Annotated in this window: 9 protein-coding genes; 1 reads left to right on the top strand and 8 read right to left on the bottom strand. The window is 70.2% G+C overall.

Annotation, left to right across the window (positions count from 1 at the left end; genetic code table 11):
- Positions 1-187: 187 nt before the first annotated feature.
- A complete protein-coding gene (locus tag HUW62_RS40275; protein ID WP_163870196.1) occupies positions 188-718 on the bottom strand; it encodes a hypothetical protein in 531 nt (176 codons plus the stop codon).
- A gap of 38 nt (positions 719-756) precedes the next feature.
- Entirely contained in the window at positions 757-2,406 is a 1,650-nt protein-coding gene (locus HUW62_RS40270) for a hypothetical protein (protein ID WP_176437439.1), read from the bottom strand.
- Between the two features lie 297 nt (positions 2,407-2,703).
- Between HUW62_RS40270 and HUW62_RS40265 the strand changes: the two genes are divergently transcribed.
- A complete protein-coding gene (locus HUW62_RS40265) occupies positions 2,704-5,220 on the top strand; it encodes a PAS domain S-box protein (protein WP_176437438.1) in 2,517 nt (838 codons plus the stop codon).
- Here HUW62_RS40265 and thrA read toward each other — a convergent pair.
- The 6 genes from thrA to HUW62_RS40235 all read right to left on the bottom strand — a co-directional run bounded on the left by thrA (position 5,142) and on the right by HUW62_RS40235 (position 12,894).
- Positions 5,142-7,595 carry a bifunctional aspartate kinase/homoserine dehydrogenase I gene (gene thrA, locus HUW62_RS40260; protein ID WP_163870198.1) on the bottom strand — a complete coding sequence of 818 codons (2,454 nt, stop codon included), beginning with the start codon at positions 7,593-7,595 and terminating at the stop codon, positions 5,142-5,144. The genes HUW62_RS40265 and thrA overlap by 79 nt on opposite strands.
- A gap of 371 nt (positions 7,596-7,966) precedes the next feature.
- Positions 7,967-9,541, bottom strand: a complete 1,575-nt coding sequence (locus tag HUW62_RS40255; RefSeq protein ID WP_163870199.1) for an adenylate/guanylate cyclase domain-containing protein — start codon at positions 9,539-9,541, stop codon at positions 7,967-7,969.
- A gap of 79 nt (positions 9,542-9,620) precedes the next feature.
- On the bottom strand, positions 9,621-10,646 hold the full coding sequence (locus HUW62_RS40250) for an inorganic phosphate transporter (RefSeq protein ID WP_163870200.1): 1,026 nt from the start codon (positions 10,644-10,646) through the stop codon (positions 9,621-9,623).
- Between the two features lies 1 nt (position 10,647).
- A complete protein-coding gene (locus HUW62_RS40245) occupies positions 10,648-11,274 on the bottom strand; it encodes a DUF47 domain-containing protein (RefSeq protein ID WP_163870201.1) in 627 nt (208 codons plus the stop codon).
- A gap of 258 nt (positions 11,275-11,532) precedes the next feature.
- Positions 11,533-11,859 (bottom strand): thioredoxin, encoded by a 327-nt coding sequence (gene trxA, locus HUW62_RS40240; protein ID WP_163870202.1) that lies wholly within the window; start codon positions 11,857-11,859, stop codon positions 11,533-11,535.
- Positions 11,860-11,982: 123 nt separating this feature from the next.
- Positions 11,983-12,894 (bottom strand): LysR family transcriptional regulator, encoded by a 912-nt coding sequence (locus HUW62_RS40235; RefSeq protein ID WP_255203920.1) that lies wholly within the window; start codon positions 12,892-12,894, stop codon positions 11,983-11,985.
- Between the last annotated feature and the right edge of the window lie 3 nt (positions 12,895-12,897).

The raw sequence follows: 12,897 nt of genomic DNA, 5'->3' as shown, positions 1-12,897 counted from the left end.
GGGCTCGCCTCTGACCTTGCGAGGGGGCGCCCCTGGGGAGGGGCGTGGCTTCCGGAGGGCATGCCGAGGGGCGCGCCCGAGGTTGGACCGGAAGTTCGACTTTGAGCAGTCCATACGGCGGGGAGCGCGTCGAGGGGGCGCGCTCCCCGCGGTTCTTTTCAGGGCCTGACGGCCCGCCGCGCGTGAGCTACCGCGCGGAGTCGGACGAGGGCATCAGCTTGATGGGCTGGCCGTCGTCCCCCGTCACCACGTCACCCTGGGTCTTCTGCTGCTCCACGCTGGGCTCGCCCACGGAGAAGCTGGCCACCTTCGTCAGGGGAGCGCCTCGGAAGGTGCCGCTGACAGTGACGACCAGGTGCGAGCGCCCTTCGCCCGGAGCCAGGTCCACCTCCAGCGTGGTGGTGGTGGCCTGCTCGAAGCGGGCGCCCCGCAGGGGCGTGGAGTCGCTCGTCACGCGCAGCCCGTCCACGCCGGAGAGGCCCACCTGGACGTCTTCCGCGGGGCCCTGGAAGCGCAGGGTGATGGTGGCCTTGTCGCCGGCCACCTTGGCGCCCACCTCCACGGGCGCGCTGAGCTTGGCCATGGTGGCCCCGTTCGCTTGCGACGAGGTGTCCGCCGTGCCGCCCCCAGCGGTGCTGCTCTTCGCCGGAGAGGTGCAGGCCACCGGCGCCAGGAGCGCGAGGAGGCCGGAGAGGACCGCGGGTGCGATGCGATTCATGAGAACTCCTGGGGGAGACTGAAAGAGGCGAGGTCCGTTCATGGGCTGGTGATGGAGACGGAGTAGTTGTAGGTGCCCGTGCTTTCCTTGAAGCCCGTCACAATCAGCACGTATTGACGGTCCGCCTGGCTGGAGAAGCTGAAGGTCTCCGTGCCGGTGAGGAACTTGTCGGCGGAGCCCGCTTCGGTGCCTTGCTGCAGGGCCAGGATGCCCACGTCCTCGGTGGAGTTGGCGGAGACGTTCACCGTCCTGCCCGTGCCGTTGAAGACGTAGTACCGGTTCTGCTGCTGCTTGTTGGACTCCTCGCCGCCCGTGAGGGTGCCGTTGCTGTTGTACGGCAGCGACGCCACGGTCGTGTACATGGCCGCCAGCCGGCTGTCGCCCTCGCCGAAGGCGGAGCGAATCGAGCCAATCTGATAGTGGGCCGCCAGCGTGTCCAGGGCCGTCGCGTTGACGCCCGGCTGCGCCTTGAGCCCGTGGATGAAGGAGCCGATGGTCGTCAGCGCGGGCGTCGTCTTCTGCGGTCCCACCAGCACGTCGTACAGCGTGCCAATGCCGACGGAGACCTGGTCATACGAGGACTCGGCCGCGGTCGGCCCGTCGAAGATGTCGTAGAGCAGCCGCATGACGGTGAACTCGGAGAAGACGCCCGGCGTCGCGTCATCCGTGGGCGAGGGTGGCGTCTCCATGTCGAAGCCGAAGGAGGTCAGCCGGCCCCCTTGCCAGTAGGTGTCCGCGTAGACGGGGTCTGGCAGGAGGATGGCGGAGAGCGCGTTGCCGTAGCCCTCGCCGAAGGCGATGCGCGGGTCCAGCACGTCGCCGCCGGTGTGCGGGCCGCCCGGGTTGTCCGCGCGGGAGAGGTTGGCCTCGAAGAAGTGCCCCCACTCGTGGGCGATGACGTGGTTGTCGAACTCGTCGGTGTCCACGTTCTCCTTGCCCAGCACGTAGACTTCATTCTCCGTGGGCGAGAAGTGCGAGGTGCCAATCTGCCCGCTGGCGGTGTTGCCGCGCTCCGGGACGTTGTTCGGGCTCCAGTTCACCTTGAGCGGCGGAAAGGGGACCGTGCGCACGGCGAGGAAGGCCCGTGACGCGGTGTACAACGTGTCCAGGATGGCGAAGGGCGCGGCGACGCGCTGGGCCGCGTTGTAGGAGGAACCCGTCCAGCCGTGGCCCGCGTGCAAGTCCCTGCTCGTGGCGCCGCCGGAGATGGTGGCGGACACGGCCCAGATGGCGTTGCCCGACGTGTTGTCCTCCACCTGGATGGAGGGCGTCGTCGTCTTCGCCAGGGTCGCCAGCGTCAGGTTGGCGCCGGTGCCCGCGGTGTAGGTGAGCTGGTAGCGACCGTCCTCGCCCGTCAACGCCGTGCCGAGCACGACGGCGCCCCGCATCACCTGGACGGTGGCGTTGCGCACGGGCCTCACGCTCGTCTGCGGGAAGGCCAGGGTGCCGCCACGGGTGGGCGTGGTGGTGAAGGTGGCGGGAACGAAGTCGTACGTCACCCTGCCGCTGAGGGTGGCGGTGACTGGAGGGCCCGCATCGGGCTCGGGTACCCCTGAATCGGGCTGACCTCCCCCGTCGGGCTTGTCGTCGTCATTGTCATCCCCGGGACAGCCGAACACGGTGAGACTGAGCGCGAGCGCCAGAATCGCGCTGGTGCGGCCCCAGACCGATTTGCGAGACACGTACATTCCGTCCTCCCCCTTCCTTTCGCTTTCGATGGGTGGTGGGCATTCTCGGCGCGTCTCTCCGGAACTTCAAACGCCCCGACGCGACAAGTCCCCTCGGGACGCGAATTGTCGGGGAAGGATGGCCACCGGGGCGCCAGGAGCGTCCTGGCGGTCGGACCCGCCTTCGTGGCTCGCCGGGCGGGTTGGCCCGGGCCTGGGACCCGGGTGTGGGTTGGCGGTGGAGCAGAGCGCGCGCAACGTTGACCCAGGTGTCGCGCGCGGGCGGCGAGCGACCCGCCGACGCACCGTCTCCTCGCCATGCCCTCTTCGAGCGACAGCCCGAGCCTGCCCCTCCACGTCGGGAAGGGTGTGTCCGGCGAGGAGGAGGAGTGCCTCTTCGAGGCCGTCGTCACCAGCATGGCGGAGGGTGTGACGGTGGCGGACGAGCGGGGCCGTTTCGTCTTCGTCAACCCCACCGCGGCGCGATTGCTGGGCGTGAGCGTCGCCGACACGGACCTCTCCCACTGGTCCGAGCACTACGGGCTCTTCCTTCCGGACCAGCGAACCCCCTATCCCCCGGAGGACCTGCCCCTGGCGCGCGCCATCCGGGGCGAGTCGATGAGCCAGGTGGAGATCTTCCTGCGCAACCCGGTGAGGCCCGAGGGTGCCTGGCTGCTGGTGAGCTGCCGGCCGGTGTGGGACGCGCGGGGCGCCATCCGGGGCGGGGTCGCCGTCTTCAACGACATCACCGAATTCAAGCGGGCCGAGCAGGCCCTGCTCGAGAGCGAGCAGAAGTACCGGACGCTCTACAACAACACGCCGGTGATGATGCACTCCATCGACTGTGACGGGCGGCTGGTGAGTGTCAGCGACTGCTGGCTGGCCACGCTGGGCTATTCGCGCGAGGAGGTGCTGGGCCACCACTCGGTGGAGTTCCTGTCGGAGGAGTCCGCGAGGTATGCCAGGGAGAAGGTCCTCCCCGTCTTCTTCATGACAGGCACCTGCAAGGACGTGCCGTATCAGCTCGTGAAGAAGAACGGCGAGCGCATGGACGTGCTGCTGTCCGCCATCGCCGAGCACGACTCGAAGGGCAGATGGGTCCGCTCGCTCGCCGTGCTGCTCGACGTGACGGAGCGCAAGCGCACCGAGGAGGCCCTCCAGCAGAGCGAGCGGCAGCTGCGCGCCATCCTGGACAACGCCAACTCCCTCTTCGTCCTGCTCGACACCCAGGGCCGCTACATCTTCGTGAACCGGCAGTGGGAGCGGCTGTTCCATCGCACGCGCGAGGAAGTCACCGGCAAGACGGTGCATGACGTCTTCCCGCCCGACATCGCGGACGGCTTCCAGGAGATGACCGAGTCGGTGCTCCAACTGCGCGCGCCCCTGGTCCAGGAGGAGCGCATCCCCCAGGAGGACGGCGTCCACACGCACATCACCCAGAAGTTCCCGCTCATGGACGCCTCGGGAGTGCCCTACGCCGTCTGCGGCATCTCCACGGACATCACCGAGCGCAAGCGGATGGAGGAGGCGCAGCGGTTCCTCGCCGAGGCGAGCCGGGAGCTGGGCACGTCGCTGGACTACGAGGCGACGCTCCAGCACGTCGCGGAGCTGACGGTGCCCCGGCTGGCGGACGTGTGTGTCGTCTTCATCCCGGGAGAGGGCGCGCGACTGCGGCCCGTGGCGGTCGCGGCCCATCAGCCCGGCCAGGCCGAGGACGTGCGGGAATTGCTCGCGGCCCACCCGCTGCTTCCGGATGCGACGCGGGGGCCGGTGGCGGTGATGGCGACGGGGCGCTCGGAGTGCTCGCTGTTGCCGGGGGGCATCCTGGACGACCAGGGTGAGCGGCTGGACGCGAAGCAGTGGCGCCGCGTGCGAGAGCTGGGCGGGCGGCCCTCCCTCAGCGTGCCGCTCCATGCGCGCGGCCGGAGCCTGGGGGTGCTGACGCTCCTGGCGGCGTCGCGGTCCTCGCGAAACTTCAGCGAGGACGAGGTGGCGCTGGCGGAGGAGCTGGGACGCCGCGCGGCCTTCGCCATCGACAACGCGCAGCTCTACCGCAAGTCCCAGGAGTCCATCCGCGTCCGCGATGAGTTCCTCTCCATCGCCTCGCATGAGCTGAAGACGCCGCTCACCTCCATGAAGCTGCGCATGCAGCAGATGGGGGCGCTCCTGTCGCGGCCCCGTCCCGACTCGCCGCTCGCGGCCCGGCTGTCGAGCATGCTGCTCGTCTGCGAGAGCCAGCTCTCCCGGCTGTCACGCCTGGTGGAGCACCTGCTGGATGTCTCCCGCATCCACGAGTCGCGGCTCGCGCTGCGCCTGGAGGAGATGGACCTGGCCGTGGTCGCGCGCGACGTGGCGGCCCACCTGCGGGAGCAACTGGAGAAGGCGGGCTGCGAGCTGGTCCTGGAGGCGCCGGAGTCGTTGCCGGGCCGGTGGGACAGGCTGCGACTGGAGCAGGTGATGATGAATCTGCTGACGAACGCGGTGAAGTATGGGGCGGGCCAGCCCATCTGGTTGCGGCTGGCCTCCCACGACGAGCGGGTGTGGCTGAGCGTGGAGGACCGGGGAATGGGCATCCCCCGGGAGGCCCAGGCGCGCATCTTCGAGCGCTTCGAGCGCGCCGCCTCACCCAACTACGGCGGGCTGGGCCTGGGCCTCTTCATCACCCGGCAGATTGTCGAGGCCCATGGCGGCCGGGTGTGGGTGGAGAGCGAGCCGGGGCGGGGCGCCCGCTTCGTCGTCGAGCTGCCCCAGTGGACTCACGGCAGCGGGCCTTCCACCAGCCGCAGCACGTCCGCCAGCACGCCGGACGCCGTCACCGCCGCGCCCGCGCCGTAGCCCCGGATGACCAGCGGCGTGGGGCTGTAGCGCTCGGAGAGGAAGCTGAGCGCGTTCTCTCCGCCCTTCACCGCCGCCAGCGGGTTCTCCAGCGGCACGGCCTTGAGGCCCACCGCGCAGCCTTCCTCCCCGACGCTGCCCACGTACCGCAGCACCTTCCCCTCGTCGCGCAGGCGCTCCACGCGGCGCTGGAAGTCCGCGTCGATGCTCGGCAGGCGCGCGAGGAACGCGTCGAGCGGGCCCGTCGCGTCGAAGTCCGCGGGAAGGAGCGACTCCAGGGCCACCTGCTCCAGCTCCACGACGCGCCCCAGCTCCCGGGCGAGGATGAGCACCTTGCGCGCCACGTCGGTGCCCTGCAAATCGTCGCGAGGGTCCGGCTCCGTGAAGCGCTTCTCCATGGCCGTGCCCACCGCCTGGGACAGCGGCACGCCCTGCTCGGTGAGGCCGAGGATGAAGGACAGCGAGCCGGAGAGGATGCCCTCAATCCGGCGCACCTGGTCTCCGGTGCGCAGCATGTTCTTCAGCGTGTCGATGACGGGCAGGGCCGCGCCCACGTTCGTCTCGTACAGGAAGCGGCGCTGGTGGCGGGAGGCCGTCTCGCGGATGGCGCGCCAGTGGGCCATGCGGCCCGCGTTGGCCTTCTTGTTGGCGGTGACGACGTGGAGCCCCGAGGCCAGGAGGGACGGGTAGGCGAGCGCCACGTCCTCGCTGCTGGTGCAGTCCACGAAGATGGGGCGGCCCGGGCGTCTCTCCCGCGCCTGCTCGCGGAAGGCGTCCATCGACGCGGACACGGTGCCCGCCTCCAGCTTCTCCTTCCACTGCTCCAGGGGGATGCCCGCGGGCTCGATGACGCCCTTGCGGCTGTTGGCGATGGCGCACACGCGCAGGTCCACGCCCTGGGCGCGCAGGTGGGGGGCCTGCTGACGAATCTGCCGCATCAGCTCTCCGCCCACGCTGCCCACGCCGGCCACCAGCAGCTCCACCACCTCCGTGGTGCCGAAGTAGCGGTGGTGTACGTGCGCCATGGCGCGGGGGCCGTCCGCCTCGGTGATGACGGCGGAGATGCTGCGCTCGCTGGAGCCCTGGGCGATGGCGGCGATGCTGCAACCCACGTCCGCCAGGCCGCTGAAGAAGGTGCCGGCCACGCCCACGCGGTGGCGCATGCCGTCGCCGACGATGCTGAGCACCGCCAGCTGTCCCTGACGCTCAATCGCGTCCACCTTGCCGGCCTCGCGCTCCACCTCGAACTCGGACTCCAGCGCGCGCACGGCGGCCTCGGACTCCGCCTGCTGCACGCAGAAGCTGATGGAGCACTCGCTGGAGCCCTGGGTGATGAGGACCACGGAGATGCCGGTGCGGGCCATGGCCGCGAAGACGCGCGCGGCGGTGCCGGGGACGCCCTTGAGGCCCGCGCCCGCGATGTTGATGAGCGCCACGTCGCGCAGGAAGGACAGGCCGCGCACCGGGTGGTCCGGCGGGGCGGCGGAGTCCGTCACCAGGGTGCCGGGGTGCTCGGGGCGGAAGCTGTTGCACACGCGCACGGGGATGCCGCGCTCGCGGGCGGGGGCAATCGTCTTGGGGTGGAGTACCTTGGCGCCGAAGTACGCCAGCTCCATCGCCTCCTCGAAGCTGACTTCCGCCAGCGGGAAGGCCTCCGGGACGAGGCGCGGGTCGGCGCTGAAGATGCCGTCCACGTCCGTCCAGATTTCGAGCAGCTTCGCATCCAGCGCCGCCGCGGCCAGCGCCGCCGAGTAGTCCGAGCCTCCCCGGCCCAGCGACATCGTCTTGCCGCGCCCGTCGCCGCCGAAGAAGCCCGGCATCAGCAAGAGCCCGGGGCCCGTGTCATCGCGCAGCGAGGCGAAGCGCACGCGAATCTCGTCCATGCGGGGCGTGGCCTGCAGCGGGTCCCCCGAGCAGATGAGGATGTGACGCGGATCCACCGCGTGGGGCGCCAGCTTGCGCGCCGACATCAGCGCCTCCAGCAGCAGACAGGAGGCGCGCTCACCCAGGCCGGACAGGTGGGCGAGCACCGAGGGAGAGCACTCGCGCAGCAGGCCCACGCCCTGGAGCAGCCCGCGCAGCTCGGTGGAGATGGCCGCGAGCCCCAGCTCCAGCGGCGCGAGCGCCTCCAGCTCGCTTCCCAGCTCCCGGGCGATGGAGAGGTGGGTCTGCTCGAAGCGGGAGAGCGCCGCGTCCACCTCGCCGCCCTCCTGGGCCACCCGCGCCGTGTCCACCAGGAGGTTGGTGATGCCGGTGACGGCCGAGGCCACCACGCACACCCGCGTCTGCCTGCGCGCCTGCTCCACCAGGTCCACCACGCGCCGTATCTGCGCGGTGCCGCCCACGCTCGTCCCCCCGAATTTCATCACCCGCATGACGGCACCTCGCGGCGGACGGAGGGGCGCGAGGCGGCGGACTGTCGGAGCGTCGTCGGAGTCTGGGTCTGCATGGGGTTCCGTCTGGGTGTGGAGGGAAACGAAAAAAGCCCCGCGCCGGGGAGCGCGGGGCCAGGTCGGAAGTGCTGCCGGTTCCGAGCTAGACCTCCCGCGCTCCGCGGGGAGTCGTGGTGGTGGTCGTCGTAGTCGTCGTGGAGGGAGCGGTCGCCGCGCGCGCGAAGGACGAGGACGTCTGTCCCGGGGTCCACGCGAAGTCGGAGCGCATGCCGTTCACGAAGTGGAACGCTGACCGATGACCCCGGTGCGAGTCAAGCCGCCCTCCCAGCCGGGCAGGCGAGGGCCGCGTCGCCTCAACCGTCCCAGGCCACCTGGTGGAGCGTCAGCGCGTCCTGCTTGCCCTTGACCCGGGTGGGCGGCAGCGTCGTCAGGCGCCATGTCGAATCGCGCAGCCGCGTGCGCGTGGCATCCGAGAGGACGACCTCTCCCGCCCGGGCCACGCCGCACACGCGACTGGCCACGTTGGTGACGTCGCCCAGGGTGGCGTACTGGAGATAGCGCTCGGAGCCGATGTTGCCCGCGGCGGCGGGCCCGCTGTTGAGGCCCACGTGGATGCGCAGCTCCGGATGTCCCTTGGCGCGAAAGCGCGCGTTGAGCGCCACCAGCGCGCGCTGCATGTCCACCGCGGCGCGCAGGGCCCGGTCCGCGTCGTCCTCGCGGGAGAAGGGCGCGCCCCAGACGGCCATCAGCGCGTCGCCGATGTACTTCTCCAGCGTCCCCTCGTGGCGGAAGACGGCGTCCGCCATCACCGGGAAGTACTCGTTGAGCATGTCCACGACTTCGCGCGGACGCAGCGACTCGGACAGCGGCGTGAAGTCGGAGATGTCGGCGAAGAGCACCGTCACCTCCGTCTCCACCACCTCCAGCATGGCGCCCGGGGACGCGTTGAGTCTGCGCACCACGGCGGGCGGGAAGAAGCGCAGGTACGTGTTGCGCAGCACGGCCTCCTCTTCCAACCGCCGCGAAAGCCTGGCGTTGTCGATGGCGACCGCCGCCTGGTTGGCGAAGGCGGTGAGGAACTCCAGGTCCTCCTCGGTGAAGAGCCCGCCTTGCGAGCGGTTGTCCACGTAGAGCACGCCCAGCCAGGTGTCGCGGGGCCGCAGGGGCACGCACATGGCGGAGAGGATGGCCTGCGCGCGGATGGAGGCGGAGCTGTCCAGGCGCAGGTCGCCCTGGGCGTTGGCGAACAGCGACGCCAGCCCATGCTCCCTGACGAAGTCGACGATGCGCTGGCTGTAGAAGCGCTCGGGCGGCGTCTCACCGTTGGCCGCGCGTGTCACGCGGGGGCGCAGCTCACCGGTGGCCTCGTCCACCAGCAGCAGCGCCGCGCGGTCCACGCCGAGGATGCGGAAGACGAGCTGGAGGATGCGCTCCAGCAGCGTGTCGAGCGCGCCAGGGGACGAGAGCAGCTGCGCCACGGCGAGCAGCACCTGGAGCCGCTCCCGGGTGAGGTCGCCCGCGGGCTCCGGCCGCACCCGCAGCCTGGGCGCGTCCGCGTCCAGCAGCGTCTCCAGGGGAGACAGGGTGAAGCGCGTGTCCAGCGTGCGCGTGTGCAGCGGGCTCAGCTCCTCCTCGGGCGCCGGGTCGCCCGCGAGCAGTTGGAACCACACCTCGCCGCAGCGGAAGGCGTCGCCCTCTTGGAGGATGTGTCGCTCGACGCGGACCTCGCCCAGGAAGGTGCCGTTCTTGCTGCCCTGGTCCACCAGCACCACGCGCGAGCCCTGGCGCTCCAGCCGCGCATGGCGCCGCGAGAGGCTCTTGTGGAGCACGCAGACGGAAGCCTCGTCCGTCCTGCCGATGGTGGTGGTGCCCTCGGGGAGCAGGAGCTCCTGCTCTCCCTCCCGCCCGGGGTTGAGGATGAGGCGCATGGAGCGGGGGATGCTAACACCCGCCCGCGGGCCTCCCGAAGGAAGTGGCCGGCGCGGGCGGGCGGACGCGGCGTGAGGCTCAGCTCGCCAGCCGGACGACAATCTGGGTAAGCCCGTAGACGAGCAGCGCCATGAGCGCGGCGGCGGGGATGGTGATGACCCAGGCCCAGATGATGCGACCGGCCACGCCCCACTTCACCGCGCGCCAGCCGCGCGTGGAGCCCACGCCGACGATGGCGCCGGTGATGGTGTGGGTGGTGGACACGGGGATGCCCAGCTCCGCCAGGGCGATGATGGTGACGCCGCCGCCCGTCTCCGCGCTGAAGCCGCCGATGGGCGCCAGCTTCGTGAGGCTGTGGCCCATGGTGCGGATGATGCGCCAGCCGCCGAAGAACGTGCCCAACGCAATCGCCGCGTGACAGGAGATGATCATCCACCAGTCGATGTGGAACGGGCGGTCCTTCCAGATGGTGCCGAAGAGCACCACGGCGATGATGCCCATCACCTTCTGCGCGTCGTTGGTGCCATGGCTGTACGAGAAGATGGCGGACGACACGAGCTGGAGCCGGCGGAACCACCGGTCCACATAGGTGGGCGTCTGCTTGTGCACCACCCAGGTGCTGATGAGCATCAGCGTCATGCCCAGGAACGTGCCGATGAGCGGCGAGAGCACGATGAAGGCGGCGATCTTCGCGATGCCCGCGCCCATCAATCCCTTGAAGCCCAGCACCGGCACCGTCGCGCCAATCATTCCACCGGCGAGCGCGTGCGACGAGGAGGAGGGCAGGCCCCACCACCACGTCAGGAGGTTCCAGGCGATGGCGCCCATCAGCGCCGCGAAGATGACCGACAGCACGGCCGAGGGGCCCGCGCCGCGCAGCATGTCGAAGTTGATGATGCCCTTGCCCATGGTGTTGGCGACATGGACACCCCCGCTGAAGGCGGCGATGAAGTTGAAGAAAGCGGCCCACGCCACGGCCAGGTTCGGTGACAACACCCGGGTGGACACCACCGTGGCGATGGAGTTCGCCGCGTCGTGGAAGCCGTTGATGAAGTCGAAGATGAGGGCGACTCCAACTATCAGGATGACGGCCGCGAGTAGCATCTCAGGAGTGCTCCAGCACCACGCCCTCGATGACGTTCGCCACGCCCTGACACTTGTCCGTGGCGGTCTCGATGAGGTCGTAGATCTCCTTCCACTTGATGATGGTCAGGGTGTCCACGCCGCTCTTGAAGAGCCGGCCCAGCCCGGAGCGCAGCACCTCGTCCGCCTGCGTCTCCAGCCGCTTGATTTCCTTGCAGCCGGCCAGGATCTGCTCCGGCTTCTTGATGAGCCGCAGCGCCGCCACCACCTCCTGCACCTTCTCCGCGGACATCACCAGCAGGCGCGCCAGCTCCGTCGCGTCGGGCAGGCTGCTCTGGATTTCGTAGTAGTGCAGCCGGGACGCGGCCGCGTTCGCCAGGTCCAGCACGTCGTCGATGCGCGACAGCAGCGAGTGGATCTGCGTCCGGTCGAACGGGGTGATGAACTGCTTGTGCAGGCGATTGAAGGCGGTGTGGGTGACTTCGTCGCCCTGGTGCTCCACGTCCTTGAGCGCGCGGACCCGTGCGGGCACATCGCGATAGTCGCTCAACAGTTCGTACAGCATCTTCGCGCCTTGAACTGTCGCGGCGCACTGCTTGTCGAAGTCGTCGAAGAACTCATCCGACTTGGGCATCAGCCTTTCGAGCATGGCTACCTCCCGGTTGGGCACGCCCGGGATGTCACCTTGTCGTGACGCTCCCGTGGCGCGCCCGTGACTACCTCACCTGAGGATAATCGCCAGCCTTCCTTTTTGACTTGCAAGTGAAAGCTGGCTCGCCTCAGAGGGCGGCCGTACTCACGGCAGGTGCTACAGGCCCGTCTCACCCGAGGTGGGCAGTTGTCGTCCTGGCGCTCCTCTGACTCCAACCATGAGCCGGCCTTCACGGGCCGCGCGCGACGGCGCGACTCAGAGCCAGGCGAGCAGCTCCTGCTCCAGCCGGGCCCGAGGCATCGCGCCCACGAGCTGCCGGACCACCTTGCCCTCCTTGAACACGAGCAGGCAGGGCAAGGCGCGGATGCCGTAGCGCTGCGCCGTCAGCTGGTGGGCGTCCACGTCGATTTTCGTCACCTTCAGCCGGCCCCGGTATTCGATGGAGAGCGCGTCCAGGATGGGAGAGATGAAGCGGCACGGGGGACACCACGTGGCGGTGAAGTCCACCAGCACCGGCCCCTTCGCCTCCAGCACCTCCCGGTCGAACTCCGCGTCTCCCAGCTCGATGACCTCCGCCGCCATGTCCTGTCCTCCTCGTGGGGCACGGCACCCGGGCCGCGCCTTTGCGTGTGGAGGCAAGGTGTAGTGGCCGGGCGGCGTGGGGACGAGAGCCCCTGGCGGAACGCTGGGTTGCGGCAGGTGCCCTTACCGCGCGCGCGTGGGGGAGGTGGCCTCTTCCCACGGCAGCGCGGCACCGCGCTCCCCCAGGAGCGTCAGGAAGGCGCGGACCTTGGGCGGAAGCTGCCGGCTGCTCGGGTAGACGGCGAAGATGGGGATGCCCGGAGGTGTGGCGTCCTCCAGGACGGGGACGAGCAGTCCGGTCCTCACGTCGTCGACGACGAGCGACGCGGGCAGCCGCACCACGCCCAGTCCCGCGCGCGCCGCCGCCTGGCCCGCGCGCACGCTGGGCACTCGCAGCCTTCCGGTGACGTGCACGCTCCGGGCGGTGCGGCCCTCGCCGAAGAACCAGACCTCGTCGGTGCCGGGCTCGGCCAACACGACGCAGGCGTGGCCCTGGAGTTCAGAGGGTGTCTTCGGAGTGCCCTGCCGGGAGAGGTAGGCGGCGCTGGCGTAGTAGCCGGTGCGCAGGCGTCCCAGCTTGCGCGCCACCAGCGACGAGTCCGCGAGCGGCCCGGTGCGCAGCGCCAGGTCGTACTCCTCCGCGATGAGGTCCACGTGGGCCTCGGCCAGGGAGACCTCCACGCGCAACAGGGGGTGGCGCAGGAGCAGTTCGGCGATGACGGGCGTGAGCAGCTCGCCCAGGAGGGAGAGGGTGGCGATGCGCAGGGTGCCCTGGGGCGTGGCGCGGGACTCACCCAGGGCGCGGTTCACCTCGCGGGCCTCGGCGACCAGCCGCGCGCAGTGGGTGTGGTAGTCGCGCCCGGCCTCGGTGAGCCGGAGGTGGCGGGCGTTGCGCTCCAGGAGGCGCACCCCCAGGCGTTCCTCCAGCGCGGAGAGCCGGCGGCTGACGGTGGACTTGCGCAGGCCCAGGCGGGTGGATGCGGCGGTGATGCCGCCCGCGGTCACCACCTCCGAGAAGAGGAGCATGTCATCCAGGAG

It is taken from the genome of Myxococcus sp. AM011, assembly GCF_013372595.1.
GTDB classification, from domain to species: Bacteria; Myxococcota; Myxococcia; order Myxococcales; family Myxococcaceae; genus Myxococcus; species Myxococcus eversor.
This window is presented reverse-complemented; position numbering and strand designations above follow the sequence as displayed.